The 26,246-nt window shown below is 66.7% G+C and carries 21 protein-coding genes; 13 read left to right on the forward strand and 8 right to left on the reverse strand.

Features of this window, described 5'->3' with window-relative positions:
• Positions 1 to 11 precede the first annotated feature (11 nt).
• Entirely contained in the window at positions 12 to 563 is a 552-nt protein-coding gene (locus ON29_RS08135) for a type II toxin-antitoxin system PemK/MazF family toxin (protein ID WP_040865532.1), read from the reverse strand.
• A gap of 380 nt (positions 564 to 943) precedes the next feature.
• On the opposite strand from ON29_RS08135, the gene lepA reads away from it, so the two are divergent.
• Positions 944 to 2,845, forward strand: coding sequence for a translation elongation factor 4 (lepA, locus tag ON29_RS08140; RefSeq protein ID WP_083863299.1), 1,902 nt, complete (start codon positions 944 to 946; stop codon positions 2,843 to 2,845).
• Positions 2,846 to 2,849: 4 nt separating this feature from the next.
• Here the strand turns inward: lepA and ON29_RS08145 are convergent, their stop codons facing one another.
• Positions 2,850 to 4,097, reverse strand: a complete 1,248-nt coding sequence (locus ON29_RS08145) for a sensor histidine kinase (RefSeq protein WP_040865534.1) — start codon at positions 4,095 to 4,097, stop codon at positions 2,850 to 2,852.
• Positions 4,094 to 4,786, reverse strand: coding sequence for a response regulator transcription factor (locus ON29_RS08150; RefSeq protein ID WP_040865535.1), 693 nt, complete (start codon positions 4,784 to 4,786; stop codon positions 4,094 to 4,096). Before ON29_RS08150 ends, ON29_RS08145 begins: the two co-directional genes overlap by 4 nt.
• Before the next feature lie 437 nt (positions 4,787 to 5,223).
• Between ON29_RS08150 and ON29_RS33690 the strand changes: the two genes are divergently transcribed.
• Both ON29_RS33690 and ON29_RS08160 read left to right on the forward strand, forming a co-directional pair.
• Complete coding sequence (locus ON29_RS33690; protein WP_051174980.1) at positions 5,224 to 7,419, forward strand: hypothetical protein; 2,196 nt, start codon at positions 5,224 to 5,226, stop codon at positions 7,417 to 7,419.
• A gap of 81 nt (positions 7,420 to 7,500) precedes the next feature.
• Positions 7,501 to 9,303, forward strand: coding sequence for a dynamin family protein (locus tag ON29_RS08160; protein WP_051174981.1), 1,803 nt, complete (start codon positions 7,501 to 7,503; stop codon positions 9,301 to 9,303).
• 29 nt (positions 9,304 to 9,332) lie between these two features.
• Here the strand turns inward: ON29_RS08160 and ON29_RS08165 are convergent, their stop codons facing one another.
• From ON29_RS08165 to ON29_RS08175, 4 genes are all read right to left on the reverse strand, one after another.
• Entirely contained in the window at positions 9,333 to 9,986 is a 654-nt protein-coding gene (locus ON29_RS08165; RefSeq protein ID WP_040865536.1) for an ATP-binding cassette domain-containing protein, read from the reverse strand.
• A gap of 48 nt (positions 9,987 to 10,034) precedes the next feature.
• The gene (locus tag ON29_RS08170; protein ID WP_157172691.1) at positions 10,035 to 12,068 is read right to left on the reverse strand and encodes a DUF1430 domain-containing protein; all 2,034 of its coding nucleotides are present in this window, start codon (positions 12,066 to 12,068) and stop codon (positions 10,035 to 10,037) included.
• A 123-nt stretch (positions 12,069 to 12,191) separates the two neighbouring features.
• A complete protein-coding gene (locus ON29_RS34540) occupies positions 12,192 to 12,536 on the reverse strand; it encodes a lactococcin 972 family bacteriocin (protein ID WP_083863301.1) in 345 nt (114 codons plus the stop codon).
• Between the two features lie 564 nt (positions 12,537 to 13,100).
• Positions 13,101 to 15,101: a glycoside hydrolase family 15 protein gene (locus ON29_RS08175; RefSeq protein WP_040865538.1), complete on the reverse strand. Its 2,001-nt coding sequence runs from the start codon at positions 15,099 to 15,101 to the stop codon at positions 13,101 to 13,103.
• A gap of 112 nt (positions 15,102 to 15,213) precedes the next feature.
• Here ON29_RS08175 and ON29_RS08180 point away from each other — a divergent pair, with 112 nt between their 5' ends.
• The 9 genes from ON29_RS08180 to ON29_RS08215 all read left to right on the forward strand — a co-directional run bounded on the left by ON29_RS08180 (position 15,214) and on the right by ON29_RS08215 (position 24,282).
• Complete coding sequence (locus ON29_RS08180; RefSeq protein WP_040865539.1) at positions 15,214 to 15,492, forward strand: hypothetical protein; 279 nt, start codon at positions 15,214 to 15,216, stop codon at positions 15,490 to 15,492.
• A 302-nt stretch (positions 15,493 to 15,794) separates the two neighbouring features.
• Positions 15,795 to 15,884 (forward strand): Ms4533A family Cys-rich leader peptide, encoded by a 90-nt coding sequence (locus ON29_RS37715; RefSeq protein ID WP_312038717.1) that lies wholly within the window; start codon positions 15,795 to 15,797, stop codon positions 15,882 to 15,884.
• 209 nt (positions 15,885 to 16,093) lie between these two features.
• Positions 16,094 to 17,140 carry a sulfate ABC transporter substrate-binding protein gene (locus ON29_RS08185; RefSeq protein WP_040865540.1) on the forward strand — a complete coding sequence of 349 codons (1,047 nt, stop codon included), beginning with the start codon at positions 16,094 to 16,096 and terminating at the stop codon, positions 17,138 to 17,140.
• Between the two features lie 126 nt (positions 17,141 to 17,266).
• A complete protein-coding gene (gene cysT / locus ON29_RS08190; protein WP_174315480.1) occupies positions 17,267 to 18,067 on the forward strand; it encodes a sulfate ABC transporter permease subunit CysT in 801 nt (266 codons plus the stop codon).
• On the forward strand, positions 18,064 to 18,870 hold the full coding sequence (cysW, locus tag ON29_RS08195) for a sulfate ABC transporter permease subunit CysW (protein ID WP_040865542.1): 807 nt from the start codon (positions 18,064 to 18,066) through the stop codon (positions 18,868 to 18,870). The genes cysT and cysW overlap by 4 nt, the downstream gene beginning before the upstream one ends.
• Positions 18,867 to 19,862 carry a sulfate/molybdate ABC transporter ATP-binding protein gene (locus ON29_RS08200; protein WP_040865543.1) on the forward strand — a complete coding sequence of 332 codons (996 nt, stop codon included), beginning with the start codon at positions 18,867 to 18,869 and terminating at the stop codon, positions 19,860 to 19,862. The genes cysW and ON29_RS08200 overlap by 4 nt, the downstream gene beginning before the upstream one ends.
• A gap of 556 nt (positions 19,863 to 20,418) precedes the next feature.
• Positions 20,419 to 21,519, forward strand: coding sequence for an Hsp70 family protein (locus ON29_RS08205; protein WP_245548865.1), 1,101 nt, complete (start codon positions 20,419 to 20,421; stop codon positions 21,517 to 21,519).
• Positions 21,520 to 21,672: 153 nt separating this feature from the next.
• On the forward strand, positions 21,673 to 22,689 hold the full coding sequence (locus ON29_RS08210; RefSeq protein WP_373283854.1) for an AurF N-oxygenase family protein: 1,017 nt from the start codon (positions 21,673 to 21,675) through the stop codon (positions 22,687 to 22,689).
• 6 nt (positions 22,690 to 22,695) lie between these two features.
• On the forward strand, positions 22,696 to 24,282 hold the full coding sequence (locus tag ON29_RS08215) for an FAD-dependent oxidoreductase (RefSeq protein WP_040865546.1): 1,587 nt from the start codon (positions 22,696 to 22,698) through the stop codon (positions 24,280 to 24,282).
• A 63-nt stretch (positions 24,283 to 24,345) separates the two neighbouring features.
• Here the strand turns inward: ON29_RS08215 and ON29_RS08220 are convergent, their stop codons facing one another.
• Complete coding sequence (locus ON29_RS08220; RefSeq protein WP_040865547.1) at positions 24,346 to 25,107, reverse strand: SDR family NAD(P)-dependent oxidoreductase; 762 nt, start codon at positions 25,105 to 25,107, stop codon at positions 24,346 to 24,348.
• 534 nt (positions 25,108 to 25,641) lie between these two features.
• Between ON29_RS08220 and ON29_RS08225 the strand changes: the two genes are divergently transcribed.
• Positions 25,642 to 26,246, forward strand: a 605-nt coding sequence (locus ON29_RS08225) for an Hsp70 family protein (RefSeq protein WP_169332564.1), incomplete at its 3' end; no start/stop codon positions are given.

Below are 26,246 nucleotides of genomic sequence, written 5' to 3' on the forward strand. Positions count from 1 at the left end.
GTCGCTCGCGCTCAGTGCCAGGCGTACTCGGCGCAGAGCCGGTGGGCGACCAGATCGAAGGTCTTGCGCGGCAAGATGGCGCCCTCCCGGCGGATGCCCGCCTCCGGCACGTCGAGCACCCGATCGAGCCGCACCCAACTGGGGCGGCCGTCGTGGTCCCACGCCCCGCTGCCGATGCCGACCCAATTGCGGTCGTAAGCGCGTTCCGGGTTCGACGACAGCATGAGGCCGAGCAGCGTGCGACGGTCGCGGCCGACCACCAGCACGGGCCGGTCCTTGCCGTTGCCGGGATCCTCTTCGAACGGCACCCAGGTCCACACGATCTCGCCGGGATCGGCACGTCCGTCCAGTTGCGGCGAGTAGACGATCTGCCGGGCCCGCTCCGCGGTCGGCACCGGCCTCGAGGCGGCGGGCCGCACCGCGACGCCGGCCGCGCGCCGCTGGGCCAGCGACCCCACCAGCCGGTCGACCAGCCCGGGCCGCTGCTGCTTGACGATCTTGGGACCCTGTTGTTTGGCGATCAGACCGATCTGCTTGCCGAGGGTGTTCCAACTTCGGGCCATCCCTGGAGAATAACGGCGCACCCGCCGCTTCTCACCCGCGTGGGACCCGTTGTGTCGTCCGGACTATCGACCGCGACGTAACCACTGGCCCCAACCTCGCACGTTGTCGGCCCCGCCGCTGCTCATGCCATGAGGGGCCAGTCGACCAACAGCCCGCCGCTCGATCGCACCCCCGCTCCCGTCCCCGCTCGATCGCACCCCCGCCCCGCCCCCGCCGAGTGCGAGTCTTACGAGCACCGTTCGCGGGCCGTCTCGCGTCCGAGTGACCGAAGCGCATGCGACGAAGTCGCGAGTCTCGGTCGCTCGGACGCGAGACTTCTCGGGGCCGTGAACACGCAGCGCCGCAGGCGCTGCAAAAACCAACACAGCATCATGGGACGATGGACGGCAGTTTGCCGATACCCATGAGGAGTGGAGTGCCCGCCAGCTTCGCCGACACGACGTTCACCGATCCCGCCCGGATCCGGAACTTCTGCATCATCGCGCACATCGACCACGGCAAGTCGACGCTGGCCGACCGGATGCTGCAACTGACCGGTGTGGTCGAGGAGCGGCAGATGCGTGCGCAGTACCTGGACCGGATGGATATCGAGCGCGAACGCGGCATCACCATCAAGGCCCAGAACGTGCGGCTGCCCTGGAAGCCCCGGACCGGAGAGCACGCGGGCACCGATTTCGTGCTGCACCTCATCGACACACCGGGTCACGTGGACTTCACCTACGAGGTGTCGCGCGCCCTGGAGGCGTGTGAGGGCGCGATCCTGCTGGTCGACGCCGCACAGGGCATCGAGGCGCAGACGCTGGCCAACCTGTACCTGGCGCTGGACAAGGACCTGACGGTCATCCCGGTGCTGAACAAGATCGACCTGCCCGCCGCGGACCCGGACCGCTACGCCGCCGAGCTGGCGCACATCGTCGGCTGCGAGCCGTCGGACGTGCTGCGCGTCTCCGGCAAGACCGGCGAGGGCGTGACCGATCTGCTCGACCAGGTGATCGCGCAGGTCCCGCCGCCGGTCGGCGAAGCCGACGCGCCCGCCCGCGCGATGATCTTCGACTCGGTCTACGACACTTACCGCGGCGTGGTCACCTACGTCCGTGTGGTGGACGGCAAGCTGACCCCGCGCGAGAAGATCAAGATGATGTCCACCGGCGCCACCCACGAGCTGCTGGAGATCGGCATCGTCTCGCCCGAGCCGAAGCCGACCCAGGGTCTCGGCGTCGGCGAGGTCGGCTATCTGATCACGGGCGTGAAGGACGTGCGTCAGTCCAAGGTCGGCGACACGGTGACCGGCGCGCGCGGCGGCGCGACCGAACCGCTCACCGGGTATCGCGAGCCGCGCCCGATGGTGTACTCCGGCCTGTACCCGGTGGACGGCTCCGATTACCCGGACCTCCGCGACGCGCTGGAGAAACTGCAGCTCAACGATGCCGCACTGACTTACACGCCGGAGACGTCGGTGGCGCTGGGGTTCGGCTTCCGCTGCGGCTTCCTCGGCCTGCTGCACATGGAGATCACGCGCGAGCGCTTGCAGCGCGAGTTCGATCTGGACCTCATCTCGACCGCGCCGAACGTGGTGTACCGGGTGGAGATGGAGGACGGCGCCGAGCACGTGGTCACCAACCCCTCGTACTGGCCGGAGGGCAAGGTCAAGACGGTGTACGAGCCGGTGGTGAAGTGCACCATCATCTCGCCGAGCGAGTTCATCGGTTCGATCATGGAGCTGTGCCAGTCCCGCCGCGGCGAGCTCGGCGGCATGGATTACCTCTCCGAGACGCGCGTCGAGCTGCGCTACACGATGCCGATGGCGGAGATCATCTTCGATTTCTTCGACTCGTTGAAGTCGCGCACCCGCGGCTACGCGAGCCTCGACTACGAGGAGTCGGGCGAGCAGGAGTCGCAGCTGGTGAAGGTGGACATCCTGTTGCAGGGCGAGGCGGTGGACGCGTTCAGCGCGATCGTGCACCGCGACGCGGCGCAGGCCTACGGCCACAAGATGACCACCAAGCTGCGTGAGCTGATCCCCCGTCAGCAGTTCGAGGTGCCGATCCAGGCCGCGATCGGGTCGAAGATCATCGCCCGGGAGAACATCCGCGCCATCCGCAAGGATGTGCTGGCCAAGTGCTACGGCGGTGACATCAGCCGTAAGCGCAAGCTGCTGGAGAAGCAGAAGGAGGGCAAGAAGCGGATGAAGACGATCGGCCGCGTCGACGTCCCGCAGGAAGCCTTCGTGGCCGCGCTGTCCTCCGACGCCGCTTCGGACAAGCCGAAGGACAAGAAGTAGGCGGCTAACCCGCCGCGCGCAGCCGGACGCGCAGGCGCGCTCCGCCCAGCGGGCTTTCGCCGAGTTCGGCAGTGCCGGAATGTAATTCGGCTTGCTGGCGGACCAGGGCCAGGCCGAGTCCCGAGCCGGGGGAGCCGGGGCCTTTGACGAAGCGGTCGAAGGCGTCGGCGCGCAGCGCCTCGGGGATGCCGCGGCCGTCGTCGTCGACGTGGATCTCCACGATGTCCTCCGGGCCGGATCGGGCGCTGACGGTGACGGTTTCGGCCCGGCCGTGTTGCACGGCGTTGGCGACGGCATTCGTGACGATGAGCCCGACGCCGCCGGGCGAACCGGTCACCGTGACCGGAGCGCATTCGGTGAGCTCCACCCGCACCCCCGGGTGCCTGCGCCGCGCGTCGTGCACGGCCCGGTCCAGCACGTCGCAGAGGTCGAACGGCTCGAACACGTCCGGTCCGGTGAGTTCGCCGACCGCGAGGCGTTCCAGGTCGGTCAGCGTGTTCTCGATCTGCTGTTCGGCGAGGAGCACCTCGGACATGATCGCGCCGCGCTGCTGGTCCGGAATCTCCTTGGTGGCCAGGACCTGCAGGTCGGTGCGCAAAGCGGTGAGCGGCGTGCGCAATTCGTGCGCGCAGACCGCGGCGAAGTCGCGTGCGCCGGTCAGCGCTCGCTGGGTGGCGCGGTGGGCGGCTTCCAGCCGGGTGAGCATGCGGGTGATCGCGTCGGAGAGTTCCTCGGCTTCCCGCGCGCCGCGGCCGGACAGCGGCGGCAGTTCCTCCAAGGTGTCGATGCGGTGGGTGGCGTCGGCCAGACGGCGCAGCGGGCGTGCGGCGAATCCGGCGAGGAACCAGCCGAGCAGGGCGGCCAGCAATGCGCCCGCCACCCCGATGCCGAGCCCGATGCGCTGACTGCGATGAATGGCCGCCTCCACCACATCGCGATCGGGATCGAGCGCGACCAGTACGCCGGGCAACCCGTCGACCCGGGTGATCGCGGCGTCGGCGGGCACGCCCGGCCGCCGCGCGTCCGCGGGCGCCTGCTCGGGAGACAGCGTGGCCGCGGACGGTGGTGCGGGAGCCGCATCGAGGGGCGCGGCGATCCGCACCGCCATCGACGAGACGGTCTGGTCCAGCTGACGTTCGCCGGTGGCGCCGAGCAGGGTGGCGAAGGTGATCGTCAAGGTGAGCGTGACCAGCGCCGCGACCACCCCCGACACGACGGCTACCCGGGTACGCAGCGACGGTGACCTGCTCATGGTTCCTCCCGGAGGACGAAGCCGACGCCGCGCACGGTGTGCAGCACCCGGGGCACGCCGTCCGCCTCCAGCTTGCGCCGCAGATAGGAGACGAACACGTCGACGACGTTGGTGTCGGTGGGGAAGTCGTATCCCCACACGGCGGACAGGATCTGCTCGCGGCCGAGCACGACGCCGATGTGCTCGGCGAGCAGTGCGAGCACCTCGAATTCCCGCTTCGTCAGCTCCACCGGCTTGCCTCCGGCCAGCACCCGGTGCCCGGCCGGGTCGATCCGTACCCGCCCGACCGTGCGCACCTCCTCCGGCCGCGGCGCCGGTTTCTGCCTGCGCCGCAGCAGCGCGTTCAACCGGGCGACGAGCTCGCCCAGATCGAACGGTTTTGTGAGGTAGTCGTCGGCGCCGCGCTCCAGGCAGGCGATCCGGTCGCTGACCGCGGTGCGCGCGCTGAGCACACAGATCGGGATGTCGTTGCCCATCGCCCGCAGCGCGGTGACCACGCCGACACCGTCGAGTTCGGGCATGTTGACGTCCAAGACCATCGCGTCGGGCGTGGTGGCGCGGACCATACTCAGCGCCTCGGCGCCGTCGGCCGCGGTGACGACCTCGAAGTCGGAGAGCTCCAGTCCCCGCCGCAGCGACGCGAGGACGCGAACCTCGTCGTCCACGACCAAGATTCGTTGTCCGGCCATGATGTCAATCTAATCCCACAGTCTGAGATGGCGGGTTCGTGTCGATGCGCCCACTGTCCGGAGGTCTCCTGTGCGTCGATGCTGCCGAACGGATGTTTCATCGAATTCGACGGTACGGAGCGGATCTTCAGCACTCCTTCGGCAACTCTTAGAGTTTCATCAGCTTTTTCCCGGCGCGTCCGCCGCCGGGCCGACGACGATGCGATCGGCCCTGGTGAGTGTGCGTATCGGAGACTGCGCGCGGTCCGGAAAGGCCATCGGAAATGGGGCTTCCGATCCGGTAATTCGGATGGCAAGGTGGTGTTGCTCACCACAGTGGCATTCACTCCAGTCCTGGAGAATGTGACAGGCGAGTATTCCCGAAATACTGTTGGGGTGATCTTCACTCGGTCGGACCGGCGCGGTGAGGATGCTGGACAATCGAGAGTGGAGCTTCTATGACGCGTGATCTGCCCTTCGACGACGACCCCGAAGGCGCCGACCGCGCAGGCGACACCGCCTACCGGGTGGCCACCGGCGTCGCACGGGTCGCGCGAGCGGGCGCCTATGTCACCGGAGGCGCCTTGGTGGCCGCCAACGGCGGCGGCGTCCCCGCGCAACCGGGCGAATCCCGCCTCGACAGCTGGCACACCGGCTGGGCGCACAGCACCGATCCCGATCCCGATCTGCCGAGCCCGGTGATCACCTTCCCGGACCCGGTCGTCGAGCCCGCGCCGTTCTCCTCGCACGGTTCCAACAGCCCGGTCGCCCATGGAAATCCGGCCCCCGGCCCGGTCAACCCGGCCCCCGGGTTCACGTTGCCCGGCACCGGCGCAAGCCCCGCGGGATCGCTGCCCTCGCTCGGCGACTACAGCGGTACCGACGCCGGAATGCCGCTGCCGACGCTGCCCGGCGGCGAGTCCGCCGCACACGGGATGCAGTTGCCCGGACACTCCGGAGGCGGTGTCCCCGGGCTCGGCGGCATCCCCGGCACGGACGACGGTTCCGGAATGACCATTCCGGGGACCGAGGGCCACACGTCCCATGGCTTCTCGTTGCCCGGCGCCCGGTCCGAGGTAGCGAACGATGTCGACGCACCCGGTGGCCACGGGTTCGGCCTGCCCGGCCACGGACTCGGCCAAGCCGGGCACGGGTTCGGCCTGCCCGGCTCGAACGGCTTCGTCGCGCCCGGCTCCACCGTCTTCGACCTGCCCGGAAACAGCGGCGTCGGCGCGGTGCCGACGGCGCACGATCCGTTCGACGGCGTCGGCGCGGGCAGCGATCTCGGGGCGTTCGTCGGCACGCAGTGGCAGGTCGACTTCGGGCTCGGACCGAACGGGATCTACTTCACCTCCGAGATGAAGGTCGATATGGCGGTCGGTCACGTCGGCGATCAGCTCGACGAGTACACCGACTGGCTGGCCGACGGCATCCACGTGCCGGACGGCATCGATCACCCGGTCACCGAACCGCATGGGCCCGGCCATCCCGGTCTGCTCGGCGGACTCACGTCACCGGGCTCGTCCGCGACGCAGTCGTCGGCGGCCTCCGGCGTCACGCAGTCCTCGTCGGCGGGAATGGCGCAGTCGTCGGGCGTCGCGCAGCCGCTCGCGGCCTCGGCGCCGGTCGTTCCCGCCGCTACGGTCGCGCCTGCCGCGTCGGTGGCTCCTGCCGTCGCCCCGGCGCCCGCTCCCGCTGCAATCGCCGCCGCTCCGGTCGTCGCGGCCACTCCGCTGCAGACCACGATCCAGCCCGATGTCGCCTCGACGCCGATCGCGAATGTGTTCGCCGCGCCGGAGGGGCCGTCCGTGTTGACCGCTCCGGCGGCGGCCGTCCCCGCGCTGTTCGACGCCGTGCGGCCGACGCCCGCGGTGAAGCCCGCCCCGGTGACCGACCCGCATCCGTCCCACTCGACGCATCCGACCCAGCCGCCCGCGTCGACGGTGACGCTTCCGACGACGATCGTGAAGACCACGCCGACGCCCAGCGTTCCGGGCGATGTCACCGCCCCGTCCGCGCCGAAGACGCCGGATATCGACGTCACGAAGCTTCCCGGCGCGACCACGGCGCCGCACGGCGGCATCACCACCGCACCGGACGGGCCGACCACCAAGACCCCGGGCGCGACGGTCACCCAGACCCCGGCGCCGCATGCCCCGACCACTCCGGACGACGACGTGACGACACCGGGCGGCGGCACCGGCCGCCCCGGCACCGGCGGCACGTCGCACGACACCCCGCCGACCAACCACCTGCCGACCGACGACGTACCGACCGTCAGCAGGCCGGCGCAGCCGACGTATACGGCCCCGGACCAGCCCACCTACACCGCGCCGGACCAGCCGACCTACAGCGCCCCCGCGCACGCCCCCACCGTCGAGCCGTACCCTCCGGCGCCGACCTTCAACGCTCCCGCGCCCACCCAGGCGCCGATCAAGCCCCAGGTGATCGACCCGAAGCCGCACGGCATCTCGGCGCCGCTCACGGTGGACCACTCGGCCGATTCCGGCTTCCCGGTCGCCGAGCACACCTACGATCACTCCCCGCTGGCGCTGGCCTCGAGCAGTGGCCTCTCGAGCGCCTTGCTACCGGCATCGGCCATGGCGGAAACGCATCACTATGCGTCGGATGTGTCGGACATCTCATTGATGTAGCCGGGCCGCGAGCGGTTCCGAGGACTGCGGAGTGACCGCAGGGGGTACCAGAACGAAAGTCACCGAGAGTAAGGAGGAGGGTTGTCTGCCGCTGCCGGGCTGAAGGCTGCGACCGTGAAACATCCGGACGCGATGGCCCCGCTCATCCGAATACTCGACGAGCTGCGGGAGACGGCCCGATCCGCGGGCCGCGACGACCTCGGCAGCCGATTGGGCATGGTGCACGCCAGGGTGAGCGATCCCCGGGTACGGCTCGTGGTCGTCGGCCATCCGAAGAACGGCATGAGCACGCTGGTCAACAGCCTGGTCGGCGCCTCGGTCAGTGCGACGAACAGCGATCTGAGCGTCCCGGTGATCGTCGAATACGGGCCGGAGCCGACCGCGACGCTGGTGCGGCAGACCGAGTACGGCCGCACCGAACGCCAGTCGGTCGACCCGCTCGATCCCGGTCCGGCGCTGGCCACCCAGGGCGTCGTCCGCGCCGAGTTCACCCAGCCGAGCCCGTTGCTCGCCGACGGTGTCGTCGTCATGGACGCACCGGGTGCGCTGGGCGACAACCGCACCACCTGGTCGATGATCGCCGCGGCCGACGCCGTGCTCTACGTCGGCGACGCCGGTACCGAGCTGACCATGGAGCAGATCGCCGAACTGGAGCGCATCCAGCAGATCTGCCCGACCGTGATCTGCGTGCTGAACAAGATCGACGTGTTCCCGCACTGGTCGCGCACCCAGCAGCGCAACCGCGAACTGCTGGACTCCGCGGGACTCGGCTTCGCGGTGGCGCCGGTCTCCGCCGAGCTGCACCGGCAGGCGGGGCTGACCGGTGACTACCAGCGCGACATCGAATCCGGGGTGCCGCAGCTGATCGATCACCTGCGCGACTACGTGGTGGCCCGCGCGGACGCGGTGGCGTTGGAAGCGGCGGTCCAGGACATCCGCCTGGTCTGCGACCACCTCGCGCTGACGCTGCGCACCGAGGCCGAGGCGCTGCGCGACCCGCGGCGACGGGCCGAGATCACCGATCAGCTGGCCCGCGCCCGCGACGAAGCCGACCAGCTGCGCCAGCGCACGGCGAACTGGCAGGTCACGCTGGTCGACGGCGCGACAGAGCTGATGGCCGACATCGAGCACGACCTGCGCCACCGGCTGCGCAGCCTGATCCGCGACGCCGAGACCGAGATCACCCAGACCGATCCGGCGCGCCGGTGGAAGGAATTCGGCGCCGATCTGGACGCGCGCATCTGCGAGGCGGTCGAGGAGAACTTCGCCGTGGCGCATTACCGCTCGATGGAGCTGTGCGAGCAGGTGGCCGCCAAGTTCCCGGCCGACAACCGGACCCCTCCGCTCCCGGACCTGCGCTTGGCCAACCCGGGGGAAGTGCTCGAGGCGGTGCAGCCGCTGGAGCCGCTGGAGAGCGCGAAATCCAGACTGACGCAACAGCTACTATCCACGCTGCGAGGATCCTATGGTGGGATTCTGATGGTCGGCTTGGTCACCAGCATCCTGAAGATGTCATTGGTGAACTGGTACTCGATCGGCGCTGGTGTGCTGCTCGGCATCAACGCGCTGTGGGACGAACGCAAGAATCTCAAGCAACGCCGCAGGGCCGAGGCTAAGGTGGCGGTGGCCCGCCTGATGGACGACGTGATTTTCCAGGTCGGCAAAGAGTCGCGCAACCGCTTGCGCGCCATGCAGCGAGTGCTACGCGACCACTTCACCGACATCGCTGCCGATCTCTCTCACCAAGCCGACGAGGCACTGCGCCACGCCGAAGCGGCGTACGAGAAGTACGGCGACCGCAGCGGCGAGCGGATCACCTCCGTCCAGGACCAGCTCGTTATGCTGGGCAGCCTACGGGACCAAGCCAACAGCTTGCTCTCGTAGGCCGCCTGAGATCCTCCGTTATGCCGGGATTAGGGGCTAATCGGATGTCGGAGCTTCACGTGGTCGTCGCAACGGTCTACCACGTTCGGATCGTGCGTCACCACTAGCACTGTCGAGCCAGCGTCCCGAAGCTTTTGCAGATGACCTATGATCTCGTCCCTGTTGCTCGCATCTAATGCCCCGGTGGGTTCATCAGCCAAGATGACACGAGGCCGTCTAATGAGCAGCCGGGCGACGGCCACACGCTGCTGTTCACCGCCGCTGAGCTCGAAGACCCGAGCCGTGAGCCTGTCTCGCAGACCTACTTGTTCGAGAGCTTCCAGTTGCCAGTCCCGTTTGCTACCTACTTCGCGTCTCACGTATGCGCATGCGACGGAGAGATTCTCGGCGACGGTCTTATCGTCAATCAGCGCATAGTTCTGGAACAGGTACCCGACTTGGTAACGGAAGTACCGAGTCCGGTCGCGCCTTCGGATACCTGTGAGCCTCGTACCATGAACAGTAATCTCGCCGCTGTCGTAATCATCGAGCAAACCTATGCAGTTCAGCAGCGTAGTCTTGCCGCTGCCGCTGGCACCTGTGATCGCCAACATGGTCGCCGTCTCGACCTGAAACGAAACCTTGTCGAGAACCGCTCGTTCTCCGAAAAATTTTGTCAGTTTTTCTACTTTAATCGCCGACATTACCGCCTCCGATGTCCGGCAACTCTGATGGTTCTTCCATCGCCGCTCTCACGCACGCTTCAACCAGGACGCGTGTGAACGTGTTTCGTACGCTGCGATGAAGGCCGCAGTGAGCAGGATGTCCGTAACCACAATTCCGACGGCCACCAGGCAGTACACCCCCGCGAAGAGTGCCGAATTCGCTATGGCAATGCCAGCGAACGTTGTTATACATCCCAATATTAAACCGCACATCATTTTGCTGTGTCGGCGGAGGAACGAATAGCCGTGAATCCCTTCGAGGTAGATCCTCTTCCGATTTCGGGAGCAGTAGAGCGCAGCAAGGAACGACGATGTAACGGTCCCGGATATGACCGTGATAGCGAGGCCGATCAGCTGGTTTCTACCGGCGGATTCGAAATCGGATATAGCTTGCAAGGATTGGTTTTTGATCGAATAATAATACTGTATCAGTGGATCTAATCCGGTTCGAACAAGCTCGCTACTCAAGTGGTCTTTGTCGATGAAGAGCACCTCGGCTGAGCTGGATTTCGCAGAGTAGAAATCATCAGACAGTAGCCGCGTCGAAGCCTCTGTCACTAATAAGACTGGATCTTCTACGAACGCGCCATCCAAGGCTGTTTCGGCCCTGTATGAGAACAAACGTTGGCCGCTTTTATAGTATATTATTCGCGGTTTTATATCGCCAACGCCGACGGGAGTCCCCTGTATCCGTTGCTGAAAGACGATCAGGTTCAGGTAGCTCTGCACAATGTCGTTCTCCTGTTCCTTCATATGATCGGGGATCAAGAGTGTCATCTGCAGATCTGAAGTGCTCACATCTCGCACACAATTATTTTGCAAGTTCAATAAGCAGTTTTCACGGAGATAGTTGTTATCGACCACGAGATCGATCGATTTTTCCACTACCAGGTCGCCTGTGGGCGACCGAATGTGCTGGCCTGCGACCAGTATTGCCTTGCCTTGCTGCTCGAACGATGAGAAGAGTCTTCTGAACTGGGCGTCCAGCCGCCGCTTCTCCGGGCCATCCGTAGTTGGTATGCCGGTTGAATGACTCACGGCCAGATAGTCGGCAGTCGCCTTCCATCGGTCCGCTGCTAGGTGCATATCCGCAAGCCGCGTAACTGTGTGGATGCCGCCTACTATCAAGACTAGTAAGGTAGCGAGAACGGCCAGCTTGGCAACGTACGCAAAGTTCAGGAGTGTGGCATCCGCTTTAGCGCCTTTCAGGTAGCGGCCATCGCTGTTCGGCAGACTGATCGCGACCGCGATCGACATCGTCTTGACGAGTACCAGCAGCAGGACGAGGGTTCCGAAGGCGGCTAACAGAGTAGGTAGGAACGCATCGAATCGGGCGAATTTGTTGTAGAGCCCTAGATAAGCGGCAGTAACGGTGGCAGCCGCAGCGGCGATCCCTACGCAGGTCACGACCACTTCGACGAGGCCTGAGGCGAGAATGCGAATACGTCCGTAGCCATGCAATTGCTTGACGGCATAGTCTTTGGTTGAGCTCAAGGCGGAATAGCCGACAACAAGAGCGCAGCATAGAAGTACTACGAAGAATATTGTAAGCAAGTGTGATCGGCCGAGGTTGTCCCACAGAAGCGGGCCATAATCTTGGTCCCAAATCGCTACGTTGAAACCCAATCGACTCAATTCAACAATAGCCCCACGTTTTGCCGATTCGGTTCCGTCCACGGCGTACCGGCCACGGATATCCTCAGTGGTGATATCAGACGCAGGCCGAAATGTTGTGTGTAGTTGTGGATCAAATGTAGTGTAGGGGCCACCGGCCGTGAGTAGATGCTTACGCTCTGGGCTTCCGATGAACTCGAAAAAGACGCGATCCTTGCTACTTTCGCCGAAGCTCAGCTTGTAAATATTCACGCTGCTTCGAGCAGAAACCGCCGACAAAGAATCGTACAGGGCTGATTTGGACAGCGACCGGTCAAAATCATCAATTACGAATTCGGTTGTTCCGCGGAGCGTCTGGGTTTGCTCCTTCATTCCGAAATAGGCAACAGATATAATCGCTGCCAAGGTGAACCCGAAGGCAATAACAACTCGTGGAACGAGCTGCACAGCACCTCATCTCTCTGTCGAGTGGCCGGCCTACTGGCTCGAGCGCCTATGGACATACCCAGAAAAAAATGTAGGCCGGCCTTTGATCGACTGCTGATGCAAATCTACCAGTGCGTTGTGTGTCTAGCGCTCGTTATCAGAGGAGATGCTCCCACTACCACCGTTCTTTACATCATAGAATGCTTCATTGCCGGTCAGGCACCTACTTTGATATGACACTGCGAGGGTGCCGCCGTCGTACCAGCCAGACCGCTGCGTTCCATTGCAATTGCGTACGGCCGAGGAGTGTACTCGACTGCCGTGGCTATATTCCGAGAAGTTGTATGTGGGGTACTGACCGTTGTCAGTCCCGTACTTCCACGTTCCGCCATCTACATGCTTGACGCCGGCGTTACCTACACCCATACCGAGGCCGAGGCCGGCAATGGCGATAAGTCCGGCGACAGCAGTCTTCTTCATCGTCAGCATTCGAGATTCTCCCCTTCAAGAATGATGCGCTTGTGACATCGCGTAACAGGCTAACAAGAGGCTCATTCAAGGTCAAACTTTTAAACCGGTTGCGACACTCGGTACTTCGAACGGTTTCCGGGTGTCAGGCAGCCGAAATCATACGGCGGAGTCAGCGGTGGACTCGTCGTTTCGCACTGTGCGCTTCCATGCCAACGGCTGTCACCGTCAGCTGTGCCGACTATGCGTTCATGGCGGGCACCTTGCGCTTCCGGACACTGTGGGTCATCCCTCCTGAGTCATCTTTCAGAGGGTTTGACGCGCCGAGTCCCGGATCGGTTCCGTCGATCTTGCCTATCTCTCCGGTGTCGCCGCTACGCATGCTGTGGCGCGCCACGGAGACGCAATGAGCCCAGCAGAGGTGTTGGGGCGTGTGGCCTGGAAAAGGAAGGGCGCGTCGAGTGCCGACGAAAGCGGGTGAGGCCTGGGTGTGCTGGCCGACGGACTCGTCTCCGCCTAGACCTAGACCGCTCCGTCCCGGGTCAGACTGGATGCCCCTGAGGTGTCGGATCGAGGCCTCCGATGTCAGACCGGATGCCCTTGAGGTGTGTGCGCGGGCTGGAAGCGGCCCGCGTGCCGGGAGTCCTCGGCGCGGATCACGTGGGTGACGGCGTTGATCAGCGCCAGGTGGGTGAACGCTTGCGGGAAGTTGCCGAGGTGACGGCCGCTGCGCGGATCGATCTCCTCGGCGTACAACCGAAGCGGGCTGGCGAAGCCGAGCAGTCGCTCGCACAGGTGCCGGGCCCGCTGGCTCTCCCCGATCTCCACCAGCGCGGAGACCAGCCAGAAGGAGCAGATGGTGAACGCTCCTTCGGTGCCGCTCAAACCGTCGTCGGTGGTCTCGGTCCGGTACCGCAGCACCAAGCCGTTCTCGGTGAGCCGGTCGGCGATGGCCAGCACGGTGGCGCGCACGCGGTCGTCCTCGGGCGGCAGGAAGCGGGTGAGCACCACGAGCAGCAGCGAGGCGTCCAGGGTGTCACCGCCGTAGACCTGGGTGAACACGCCTTCGGAGTTGACGCCGTTGGCCAGGACGTCGGCCTTGATCTCCTCCGCGATCGCGTACCACTCCTCGGCGTGCTCGTACTGGCCGTGCAACTCGGCGAGTTTCGCGCCGCGATCCAGCGCCACCCAGCACATCACCTTGGACGAGGTGAAGTGCTGCGGCTCGCCGCGCACCTCCCAGATGCCCCGGTCGGGCTCCTTCCAGTGCTCGATGGCGGCGTGCACCTGGCGGACCAGCAGCGGCCACAAGGTCTCCGGCACCTGCTGGCGCGACTTCACGTGCAGGTACACCGCGTCGAGCATGGTGCCCCAGATGTCGTGCTGATCCTGCCGGTAGGCGTTGTTGCCGATGCGCACCGGCCGCGACTGGTCGTAGCCGCCGAGGTGATCGAGGATGATCTCGTCGAGCTGTCGTTCGCCGCCGATGCCGTAGAGCACCTGCAGCGGGACCGGCTCGCCGTTCTCGCCCGTGGTCGCGTCGTTGAGGAACGCGAAGAAGTCGTCGGCCTCCCGGTCCAGACCGAGGGTGTACAGACCCCACAGCGCGAAACTGGAATCCCGCACCCAGGTGTAGCGGTAGTCCCAATTACGTTCTCCGCCAGGCGTTTCCGGCAGAGATGTGGTCGGTGCCGCCATCAGGGCGCCGGTCGGGGCATAGGTGAGGCCCTTGAGGGTGAGCGCGCTGCGCTGCAGGTAGTTGCGCCACGGGTGATCGGGGAACTTGCCGAGGGTGATCCACTGCCGCCAGCACTCGGTGGTCTGCCACATCTTGTTGGCGGCCTCCTCGAAGCTGCGCGGCGCGGGCAGTTCCGACCAGGTGAGCGCGACGAACACCTCGTCGCCCTCCTTCATCCTGGTGCGGGCGCGCGCCTCCCTGCCCTCGAGTCCGAGGCGTAGATCGGTGGTGAGCACCAGGGTGGGCCCGGCGCTCGGATCGTCGCTGCGCACCGCGGTCGCCTCCTCGTACACCTTGCCGGTGTACTCCCAGCGGGCGGTGGCCCGGTGGTAGTCGAACGCGGGCTCGCAACTCACCTCGAGCTCCACGGTGCCGTTCACGCACTTCACCGTGCGCAGCAGCTGATGCTCGGCATCCCAGTCCATCGGGGTGCGGCGATGGGTCTTGCTGCGCTGATCGTTGTTGTGCCAGCGCCCGAGCACCAGCGCGTCGCGCACGACCAGCCAGCCGGTGCCGGTCTGCCAGGTGGTCTCCAGGATCATCCCGCCGGGCAGGTAGCGGCGCGCGGCGGGCACGTTGACGCCGTATGGGCCGACCCGGAAGTGGCCCGCGCTGCGGTCCAGCATCGCCCCGAAGATGCTCGGCGAATCCGGCCGCGGCACACACATCCATTCCACCGCGCCGTTGCTGGCGACCAGGCAACTGGTCTCGCAGTCGGACAGGAAGGCGTAGTCGTCGATCGGCGGGTAGGCGCCGTGACGGTGCGGGTAGGTCGCACCCGTCGGCTCGGCCAAGCTCGTCGGCAAGCCGTCGGAGTCGTTGAGGGTGAGGTCATCGGAGGACGCCATACCCCAATCTTCGGGCCGATGGGCGCCCGGCGTCCACCGCGCGGTTTCCCGGCTGCGCCGCCGTGGCCGACGGACTCGTGGAGCAGGCAGGCGAACCGACTAGGCTGGAGCCGTGCATCGCATCGCAGGTTGGTGGGACGGCTTCGAACTGTGGGTCGCGGGGCTGCCGTTCATTCCGCAGTTCCTCGTGGTCCTCGTCGGCATGGTCCCGATCAGCTTCGCCATCGCCTACGGGCTCGATCGCGTGCTGCGCGCCGTCCTGCGCATCCTGGATCGGCGGTACGCCGCCCACCCTTCGCCGAGGCGGCCCGCCCCGGCCGGCCCGCCGGTGATGCTCGAACCCGAGCAGGCGCCGGAGCAGCGCACCCCGGTGCAGAGCGGGGCACGCTGATGCCTCGGTCGCGGGTTCAGCTCGCCCTCGTCGCCCTGCTGGTGCTCATCGTCGTCGCCTGGTTGATCGCCCGCTGAAGGTCGGCTCGCAATGCCGGCAGTGTGCGCAGCACCACGTCCGACCCGCCCAGTGACCCCGAGGTAACCAGCGCGCTGCGGTCGGCAGGGCGCTCCACCTGCGGGTACTGATGCCGTGGAACCGGGCGCGTACACGATCGAGGACGGTTGGTCATGGGATGAAACCGCCCTCTTCCTGGGACTCTTCGATTCGAACTCCGTCGTCGGCTCTGCTAAAGTCTGCCCGTGTCTTCGAGCGCCGTGCCGCAGGTCCGCCATGAATTGGCGTTGATTGCTGTCGGTGATCTCGCGGTCGCGGACATCTACTGTCGCTGATCGGCAACCGGGCACGTCCGCGTCTCGTTTCCCAGTAGACCGGCGCGCTTTGCGCAGATGTGCCTGCCCTTCTCCCCATCGGCCCGTTGTGGCCGCTAGTCGCGCCGCTGCCGTATCACCCGATCGGCAGGTCTGCTGAATCAAACAGATGGTCGCCGCCACCGATGTATTACCGGACAACTGGCGGTCCGCAGGAAAGGTCCACTTCGATGGCTCGCAAATCTTGGCTTTCGCCGCGTCGACGCTACAGCGCCGTTGCCCTCGCCGCACTCGCGGCGGTCGCGCTAACCGCGTGCGGCGGCGGAGCCAGCGACACGACCGGAGGAGACCGCGCGGACGGCAGCGGCGGCACGCTGAACCTCTATGCCTACGCCGTGCCGAAGCCGGGCTTCGACAAGGTGATCCCCGAGTTCAACAAGACCGAGCAGGGCAAGGGCGTCCAGATCCAGCAGTCCTACGGCGCCTCCGGCGACCAGTCCCGCAAGGTGAAGGACGGGGCCGAGGCCGACGTCGTCAACTTCTCGGTCGAACCGGACGTCACCCGTCTCGTCGACGCGGGCCTGGTGGACGCGAGCTGGAACGCCGACGCCACCAAGGGCATCCCGTTCGGTTCGGTGGTCACGATCGTCGTGCGCAAGGGCAACCCGAAGGGCGTCAAGGACTGGGACGACCTGCTGAAGCCGGGCATCGAGGTGGTCACCCCCAACCCGTTCAGCTCCGGTTCGGCCAAGTGGAACCTGCTCGCGCCGTACGCGGCCAAGAGTGACGGCGGCAAGAACCCGCAGGCGGGCCTGGACTACCTGAGCAAGCTGGTCTCCAAGGAGCACGTGAAGGTGCAGCCCAAGTCCGGCCGCGAGGCGACCGAGACCTTCCTGCAGGGCACCGGTGACGTGCTGCTGAGTTACGAGAACGAGGCGATCTTCGCCGAGCGCAACGGCGACCCGATCGAGCACATCGTCCCGCCGGTCACGTTCAAGATCGAGAACCCGGTCGCGGTGCTTAAGAACAGCAAGAACCAGCAGAAGGCCGTCGCCTTCCGCGACTTCCTGTTCACCCCCGAGGGCCAGCAGGCCTGGGCCGCCGCGGGTTTCCGTCCGGTCGACCCGAAGATCGCCGCCGACCACGCCAAGGACTTCCCGACCCCGCAGAAGCTGTGGACGATCGCCGACCTCGGCGGCTGGAAGACCGTGGACAAGGAGCTGTTCACTCCGAACACCGGCTCGGTCGCCGTGATCTACGACAACGCGACCAAGTGACCGGGTGACCCCCGTTACACCGGATACTGGACGACTGTGACAGAGAGCAGTAACGCCGGGACCGCGCAGACCGGTCCCGGCGTCTCCGACCCCGCGCGCCCGGCCCCCGGCAGGAACTGGTCGTGGCTGCGCGTGACCGGCTCGGTGGGCCCGCTCGGCATCGCCACCGCGGTGCTGTGGCTGAGCATCATCGTGCTGCTGCCGCTGGCGGCGCTCACCGTGACGAGCTTCGAGGACGGGTGGTCCGGCTTCTACGACGCCGTCACCGCTCCTGCCGCGCTGGATTCGCTGCGCATCACCGTGCTGGTCTCGGTGGTGGTGGCGGTGATCAATGTGGTGATGGGCACGCTGATCGCCTGGGTGCTGGTCCGTGACGAGTTCCCCGGCAAAAGCGTCGTCAACGCGCTGATCGACCTGCCGTTCGCGCTACCGACGATCGTCGCCAGCATCGTGCTGCTCTCGCTGTACGGTCCGCAGAGCCCGATCGACATCCACCTGAACGCCACCCAGCCGGGCCTGGTGGTCGCGCTGGCGTTCGTCACGCTGCCGTTCGTGGTGCGTTCGGTGCAGCCGGTGCTGATCGAGGCCGACCGCGAGGTCGAGCAGGCCGCGCTCTCCCTGGGCGCGAACAACTGGACCACGTTCCGCAGTATCGTGCTGCCCGCCCTGACGCCCGCGATCATCAGCGGTGGCGGCCTGGCCTTCGCCCGCGCGATCGGTGAATACGGCTCGGTGGTGCTGATCGGCGGCGCCATCCCGCGCAAGACCGAGATGGCTTCCCAGTACATCCAGAAGCAGATCGAGATCGACCGGCCGGTGAACGCGGCGGCCGTGTCGGTCGCGCTGCTGGCCATCTCGTTCGCGACGCTGCTCGTGCTACGGCTGCTCGCCGAACGCAGCGCGCGCAAGGAGCAGGCGGCCCGATGAATCTGCATCCGTTGACCCGCATCTCGTTGCGGACGGTGGCGCTCGGCTACCTGCTGGTGCTGCTGGTGCTGCCGCTGGTCATCATCCTGTGGCGCACATTCGAGCGCGGGATCGGCGCGTTCGCCGACTCGATCACCACGCCCGCGGCGATCTCGGCGTTCCAGCTGTCCATCCTGATCGTCGCGATCACCGTCCCGGTGAACGTGATCTTCGGCATCGTGACGGCGCTCGCGCTGGTCCGGGGAAAGTTCCCGGGCCGCAACCTGGTCCAGGGCATCGTGGACCTTCCGTTCGCGGTCTCGCCCGTGGTGGTCGGCGTTTCGCTGATCCTGCTGTGGGGCGCGGGCGGGTGGTTCGGCGGCCTGGAAGAGCTGGGCTTCAAGGTCATCTTCAACCTCCCGGGCATGGTGATCGCCACCATCTTCGTCACGCTGCCGTTCGTGGTGCGCGAGGTGGAGCCGGTGCTGCACGAGATCGGCGACGACCAGGAGCAGGCCGCGGCCACCCTGGGCGCGTCGAAGTGGCAGACGTTCTGGCGGATCACGCTTCCCGCGATCCGGTGGGGCCTGACCTACGGCGTGGTGCTCACCGTGGCCCGCGCGCTCGGTGAGTTCGGCGCCGTGATCATGGTGTCCTCCGCGCTGCCGGGCAAGTCGCAGACACTGACGCTGCTCGTGCACGGCCGGTACATCAACGACCACAACACCTTCGGCGCCTACTCCGCCGCGACCTTGCTGATGGGTATCGCCCTCGTCACCCTTCTGCTGATGACCATCCTCGAACGTAAGCGGGGCACCAAGTGATCACCGTGACCAACGCGAACAAGAACTACGGCACGTTCGCGGCCCTCGACAACGTGACCATCGACATTCCCTCCGGCGAGCTCACCGCCTTGCTCGGCCCTTCGGGCTCGGGCAAATCGACGCTGCTGCGCTCGATCGCCGGACTGGAATCGCTGGACTCCGGTGTGGTCAGCATCGCGGGACGCGACGTCACCCGGGTGGCGCCGCAGAAGCGCGACATCGGTTTCGTCTTCCAGCACTACGCGGCGTTCAAGCACATGACCGTGCGCGACAACGTGGCGTTCGGCCTGAAGATCCGCAAGCGTCCGAAGCACGAGATCAGCAAGCGGGTCGACGAATTGCTCGGCATCGTGGGACTGGACGGCTTCCAGCACCGCTACCCGGCCCAGCTGTCGGGCGGTCAGCGGCAGCGCATGGCGCTGGCCCGCGCGCTCGCCGTCGATCCGCAGGTGCTGCTGCTGGACGAACCGTTCGGCGCGCTGGACGCCAAAGTCCGTGCCGACCTGCGGACCTGGCTGCGCCGGTTGCACGAGGAGGTCCATGTGACCACCGTGCTGGTCACCCACGACCAGGAGGAGGCGCTCGACGTCGCCGACCGGATCGCGGTGATGAACAAGGGCCGCATCGAGCAGATCGGCACTCCGGAGGACGTGTACGACCGGCCCGCCAACGAGTTCGTCATGTCGTTCCTCGGCGCGGTGGCCCGGCTCAACGGACATCTGGTGCGGCCACACGACATTCGCGTCGGCCGTGACCCCAGCATGGCGCTCGCCGAGCACGAGGGCACCGCGGACTCGGCGGGTGTCACCAGGGCGACGGTCGAGCGTGTGGTCCATCTCGGGTTCGAAGTACGCGTGGAGCTGCGCAATGCCGCGACCGGCGACCTGTTCTCGGCTCAGGTCACCCGCGGCGACGCCGAAGCGCTGCGGCTCTCGGACGGCGAGACGGTTTACGTTCGTGCCACTCGGATTCCGGAACTTCCCACCCACTGAGGTTTTCGGTCGCTGCGCTGAGAAGTTGCTGCGCTCGCTGACATTGTGCTGACGGCGCTCTTCGCTCGGGCTGCGGCACGGTGGCCCGCCCGTGTCGAGGGCGGCCCGATGCGGTCGTCGCGAGGTGATCCGTGTGTCGGGCGCAGCCCGCGATGGTGGCGCCCACGGCTGGCGGCGGAGCGGTGCCCACTTCATCGGCTAACCGCCCGCACCGAGCTGTGTGGGCTCGTCAAGGGGAGTCTCCCCATGTGGAGAGGTGTTGCCGGGGAAGGTCCGGGGCGGGACCCGGAAACCGGCAAACTTCCGCCGGGCACGACCTATCCCCGCGTGTCGCAAGGAAATCCGACTGGACGGAATGTGTAGCGCTGGTTGACCAGGTGAGCGCGTCGGCGAGCGCGGAAACGGCCCGGTCGAGCACAGGCGGCTTGCGGACAATCGGTTGTCCGGACTTGGCACGAAGATCGCGGGGTGGTTGCCTAAACGACGTTCGAAGCAAATCGGCACGGCGATCGGGTGGATTGCGATGGCGGTTGGTCTCGGGTTGAGCATCGGTACGGTGAACACGGTTTCCGTTCTCGCGGAGGAAGGTTCGGCCAAGGCTCCGCCGGGGCGACGCAAAAAGCAGCGGGCGCAGCCCATCACGCGCCGGACCACGCTGACCTTCGACAGCACCGGCGTGGCCAGAGTCGGCATGATTCCCCGGCACGGGCGCGCGGTCACCGAATTCGCCGATCTCACGCAGCGTTCCAGCACGTGGGCGCGGGTTGGCAACCGCGCGCTCGCACCGGCGGACCTGGTCGCCACGGTGGCCAAGTGCCTGATCGACGAGGTGGTGCGGGACCATCCGGAATGCGGAACCGGCCTCGGTATCGCGGTGGCCTATCCCGCCCGCTACGCCGACGAGCAGGTGGACGCGTTGCGGGCGGCGCTCGACGGCGTCGAACTCACGCAGGTCGCCCTGGTCGCCGAACCCGTCGCGGCGGCGGCCTGGCTGGAAGCCGATCGCGGTCCGCTGATGCCGGGTCTCACGCTGGTCTACGACCTGGGCGGCGCCGGGCTCGACGTCACCTTGGTCCGGGTGGGCGCGGGATGCCCGCGCAATCCGATCGTTGGCGTTCCGCTGCGTTCGACCGAATTCGGCGGACGCGCGTTCGGCGCCTTGATCGCCGAGCACGCCGGACCCGGGCTCTCCTCGGTCTCCGAGTCGGTCGCCGACACGATCGCCGGAGAACTGCGCGCCCGGCACGTCCGGGAGTCCCTCGAAGTGGTCTACCGCTGCTTGCGGGTCGCGGACGTCACCATGGCCGATGTCGATCGAGTCCTGGTGGTCGGCGGGGCGGCGCGCCCGGCGGAGGTGGCCGAGGTCCTCGCGGCGGAATTGGCCAGGCCGGTGATCGCCGGCGCGGACCCGGAGCGAACCACCGCCGACGGCGCCGCGATCATCGGCCGCAGGACCGCGGTCGCGGCCGAGGTGGTGGCCGAACAGCGCCGGGTCCGGCGCCGCCGCACCCGTCGTCGTGCCGCTACGCGGGCCCTGATGCTGTCGCGGCGGACCCGTCGGCGGCTGGGCCGGGTGGTCGTCGTGACGAGCATGTCGGCGGTCTTCGGTTTCGGGACCTCCCTCTTGGCGGCCGGTGACGGGGTGCTGGTGAGTTAGGGCTCCGGCGAGGTCCGGGAAGAACAGGGGCCGTCCGGCGGTGCGCGTGATGAGGGCGCGCGCCGCCGGACGGCCCTAGCAATTGCTGGGTTGACGTGACTCTCCGTTGGTGTAACTATGGGATACAGTTAAATGGTTCCCAAGGAGAGGGCAGTGACGACGATGTCTGCAGCCGTGACACCCGCAGTCGATCCCGATCTGGAGAAGGCGCAGGAGTACGCCGCGAAGCTGCTGCTGCTGTCGGAGGGATCGGTCAACAAGCACTTCGACCCCTTCGAGGACATCGACTGGGACAATCCCGACTTCGCCGCCGACGCCGGTGAGGAGCGCTGGATTCTGCCCGAGTCGGCCGATACCGTGGCCCGCCACCCCTGGTACCAGGCGTTGTCCGCGGAACAGAAGATCGCGGTCGGCAAGTACCGGCAGGCGAATATCGCCAAGGTCGGCCTGCAGTTCGAGTCGATCCTGATCAGTGGCATGGTCATCCACAACTTCGGCTTGCCGAACGGTTCGCCGGAGTTCCGGTACTGCTCCCACGAGATGATCGAGGAGCACAACCACACCCTGATGTTCCAGGAGATGGTCAACCGCATCGGTCTGGATGTGCCCGGCATGGGCCCGCTGGTCAGCAAGTTCAAGTACCTGGGCGCGCCGGTCGCGGCCTGGTTCCCGAACCTGTTCTTCATGGCCGTGCTGGCCGGTGAGGAGCCGATCGACCACATCCAGAAGCAGATCTTGCGCTCGGGCGAAGACGTGCACCCGATCATGCGCGGCGTGATGGCGATTCACGTCGCGGAGGAGGCACGGCACATCTCCTTCGCGCACGAGTTCCTGAAGAACCACGTGCCGGAGGCGAAGCCCGCGCAGAAGTTCGTCCTCTCGCTGGCCATGCCGCTGGTCATGTGGATTCTCGGCCGCGCGATCGTCACTCCGCCGCGGTCGTTCTTCACCGAGTTCGGCATCCCGGACGAGGTCCGCAAAGAGCTGTTCTTCGGTTCGAAGGAGGCCAAGCGGGTCTTCAGCGACTACTTCTGCGACGTGCGCGCCCTGGCCAAGGACATCGGGCTGATGAACCCGGTCGCCAAGGCGTTCTGGAAGGCGCTCGGGATCGACGGCCCCAGCACGCGGTACCGGTCGGAACCGCTGCGCGGCGCGAGCAAGGTCGCCTGAGCCGGCATGCCGTACGTCGTCACCCAATCCTGCTGCAGCGACGCGTCCTGCGTATACGCCTGCCCGGTCAACTGCATCCATCCCACGCCCGACGAACCGGACTTCCGGACGGCCGAGATGCTGTACGTCGACCCGAAGGCGTGTGTGGACTGCGGCGCCTGCGCCACCGCGTGCCCGGTCGACGCCATCGTGTCGGCGAAGAAGCTGACCGCCGAGCAGAAGCCGTTCATCGAGATCAACGCCGACTTCTACCGGCAGGCCCGGCCGCGCCCGCTGCTGGCGCGCCCGGTGCCCGCGGCGCGGATCCACACCGAGCGCACCCCGCTGCGGGTGGCGATCGTGGGATCGGGGCCGTCGGCGATGTACGCCGCCGACGAACTGCTGACCCAGCCCGACGTGTCGGTCACGGTGCTGGACCGGCTGCCGGTGCCCTATGGCCTGGCCAGGCACGGCGTCGCGCCGGATCACGACAAGACCCGCAAGGTCGGCGAGCTGTTCGACGTCATCTCCGCGCAGCCGGGTTTCGGTTCATACCTGAATGTCGAAGTCGGCGCGCACATTTCGCACGCCGAGCTACTCGACCATTTTCACGCCGTGATCTACGCGGTCGGCGCGTCGTCGGATCGCAAGCTCGGCATTCCGGGTGAGGGCCTGGCGGGCACGGTGTCGGCCACCGATTTCGTCGCCTGGTACAACGGCCATCCCGATCACGTCGACCAAGCCTTCGACTTGTCCGCCCGGCGCGCCGTGATCGTCGGCAACGGCAATGTCGCGCTCGACGTCGCGCGCGTGCTGACCTGTGACCCCGCGACGCTGGCGGGCACCGACATCGCGCCGTACGCGTTGCGGGCGTTGCGCGAGAGCAAGATCGAGGAAGTGGTCGTGCTCGGTCGGCGCGGCCCCCTCGAATCCGCCTTCACCGTGCCGGAATTCGTCGGCCTGCTGGCCTGCGATGTGGACATCGTGGTCGAGGGTGAGCTGCCCGAGCTCGGCGCGGAACTGCCCTTCCACGTCGAACAGAAGCTGCGGCTGCTGCACAGCGTGCGCACCCGGCCGGTGGGGGAGCGCAAGCGCATCGTGTTCCGCTACCTGGCCGCGCCCACCGAGATCCACGGGACCGATCGGGTGACCGGACTCGAAATCGGCCGCACCGAACTCGTCACCGATCCGGACGGCCGCGTCCGCGCCGTGCCGACCGGGCAGACCGATCGGCTCGACGCGGGACTGGTGCTCACCTCGGTCGGCTACCGGGGCGTCGCGGTGCCGGGCCTGCCGTTCGACGAGCAGGCCGCGGTGATCCCGAACCAGGAGGGCCGGGTGCTGGAGCGCCCGGACGGCGCCGTCGTCACCGGCACCTACGTGACCGGCTGGATCAAGCGCGGGCCCACCGGCTTCATCGGCACCAATAAGTCCTGCGCGCAGGAGACGGTGCGGCAGCTGGCCGCGGACTTCAACGCCGGGCGCCTGCCCGAACCTGCCGGTTCCGCCTCGGAATTCGATCGCATGGTGCGGCTGCGGCAGCCGGAGGTCCGTGCCACGGGAGCGGTGGAAGCCCGCCCTGGACGAGTCCGCCGCTTGCTGGCTCGCGCCTGACGGACCCCGCCTCGAGATACCCCGGCCGCGCCGGTATCTCGAGGCGGTCCCCGGTTCGGCGGGTCAGCGTGCGGTGAATCCGCCGTCGATGGCCAGCGCCGCGCCGGTGACGAAACTCGCTTCGCCACTGAGCAAGTAGGCGCAGAACGAGGCGATCTCCTCCGGCGTCGCGATGCGGCCCATCGGGTGCAGCGCCGCGATGGCCGCCTCGCCTTCGGGCGTCGCGCCCATGGAATTCCGGAACGCCGGGGTGTCGACAGCTCCCGAGACCAGTGCGTTCACCCGTACCCCCTGCTCGGCGGCCTCGAGCGCCACGGCCCGGGTCAAGCCGACCACCCCGTGCTTGGCCGCCACGTACGGCGCCACCGAACCCATGCCGACCACCCCGAGATTCGAGGCGTTGTTCAGGATCGCGCCGCCGCCGGAGGCCGCCAGCGCGGGAACCTGATGCCGCAGGCCGTAGAACACGCTGGTGAGATTGAGCTCCAGATCGGCGCGCCAGCCCGCCTCGTCGATCTCCGCGACCGGACCGAAGGCGCACACCGCGCCCGCGTTGTTGAATGCCGCGTCCAGGCGGCCGAATTCGGACAGCGCGGCGTCGGTCAGCCGGGCCAGGTCCTGTTCCACCGTGACATCGGTCGGCACGAACAGCGCGCGGCCACCTGCCGCGCGGATGTCGGCGGCCACCTGGTCACCCGCGTCCTTGCCCCGTGCGCCGAGCACGACCGCGGCGCCTTCGCGCGCGACCCGCAGCGCCACCGCCTTGCCCACACCCGAGGTCGCGCCGGTGATCAGTACGACCTGCTCCGCGAACCGTGTTGCCATCGTTCGATTCCCTCTCCACTCTCGCGATCTCACCTCCGTGGTGGACCACTATCGAGTCAAGCCGGACCCGAACCACGACGCTGGCGAGTATCGGACATCTAGTTGATGTGTCATTCGACTTCCTGAAGTGGTGGTCGGCTGAAATGCACAGTAGTGGCAAGTATCTGGTTACCGACCGGTTGGTGTCTGTCCACCGGTGTGCTTTCGCCCGGTAAACCGGCGCTCGGTCTGGTTGACTTCGATATTTCGTGATCGCTGTGTGGTAGCGGAATCGTCGAGAACGCAGGATGATTCGCGGTGTTGAGTGGACTGAACGCCCGAGCCGACTCCTGCCTACCTGGCATTTCGGACGATTATTGCTGAAAGTAGAACGATCCGTATCAATTGCGCATCCGTATGAACCCGAAACAGCTAACCTGTGGTGGCTGTTTGGAAGACGACCGCGGCCACAGGGGAACGCCATGTGATGGACGTGGTCACGGTGCGTTGACGGGATAGCGAATGACTACAGGTCTGGGTTTCAGCATTGGTTCAGTGAACTCCGTGACGGCTTCGGTGAGCGCGGACCGACCACGTCCGGCGGTGCGGTCGCGGCGCACCGCGGTCACCTTCGACAGCGCGGGCGGACTGCGCTTGGGCGGGATCGCGCAGTTCAGCATGGCGGTCACGGATTTCGCCGATCTCGCCCGTGATCCGGAGGCGGTGATCGTCGGCGGACGCATCTGGTCGCCCGCCAACCTCGTCGCCGCGGTGGTCGGCGAACTCCGCGCCGCCGAGCCGGGCGCGTCCGAGGCGGGCGTCGTGACCACCTATCCCGCCGTGTACTCCGGCAAGCAGGTCGCCTTGCTGCGTCAAGCGCTGGACCTATCCGGGGCGGGCGACGTGCTCCTGGTACCCGAACCCGTCGCGGCCGCGGAATGGCTGGAGCACGAGTACGGCCCGCTGGAAACCGGCTTCGTCTTGATCTACGACCTCGGTGGCACCAGCCTCGATGTGAGCATCGTGCGGGTCGGTCCGGACTGGGACAACCATCCGATGATCGGTAAGCCGGTGCGCTCCTACGACTTCGGCGGCAGGCCGCTGGGGTCGATGATCGCGCGCTACGCACCGGACGCGAAACACGGGTCCGCGGGATTGTC

The organism is Nocardia exalbida NBRC 100660 (assembly GCF_000308575.1).
GTDB lineage: Bacteria > Actinomycetota > Actinomycetes > Mycobacteriales > Mycobacteriaceae > Nocardia > Nocardia exalbida.

Coding starts and splice junctions, on each gene's coding strand:
- ON29_RS33690 (WP_051174980.1), top strand. CDS start 5,224: ATGACGCGTGATCTGCCCTTCGACGACGACCCCGAAGGCGCCGACCGC.
- ON29_RS08175 (WP_040865538.1), bottom strand. CDS start 15,101: ATGGCGTCCTCCGATGACCTCACCCTCAACGACTCCGACGGCTTGCCG.
- ON29_RS08145 (WP_040865534.1), bottom strand. CDS start 4,097: ATGAGCAGGTCACCGTCGCTGCGTACCCGGGTAGCCGTCGTGTCGGGG.
- ON29_RS08185 (WP_040865540.1), top strand. CDS start 16,094: ATGGCTCGCAAATCTTGGCTTTCGCCGCGTCGACGCTACAGCGCCGTT.
- ON29_RS34540 (WP_083863301.1), bottom strand. CDS start 12,536: ATGCTGACGATGAAGAAGACTGCTGTCGCCGGACTTATCGCCATTGCC.
- ON29_RS08220 (WP_040865547.1), bottom strand. CDS start 25,107: ATGGCAACACGGTTCGCGGAGCAGGTCGTACTGATCACCGGCGCGACC.
- ON29_RS08150 (WP_040865535.1), bottom strand. CDS start 4,786: ATGGCCGGACAACGAATCTTGGTCGTGGACGACGAGGTTCGCGTCCTC.
- ON29_RS08215 (WP_040865546.1), top strand. CDS start 22,696: ATGCCGTACGTCGTCACCCAATCCTGCTGCAGCGACGCGTCCTGCGTA.
- lepA (WP_083863299.1), top strand. CDS start 944: ATGGACGGCAGTTTGCCGATACCCATGAGGAGTGGAGTGCCCGCCAGC.
- ON29_RS08135 (WP_040865532.1), bottom strand. CDS start 563: ATGGCCCGAAGTTGGAACACCCTCGGCAAGCAGATCGGTCTGATCGCC.
- ON29_RS08165 (WP_040865536.1), bottom strand. CDS start 9,986: ATGTCGGCGATTAAAGTAGAAAAACTGACAAAATTTTTCGGAGAACGA.
- cysW (WP_040865542.1), top strand. CDS start 18,064: ATGAATCTGCATCCGTTGACCCGCATCTCGTTGCGGACGGTGGCGCTC.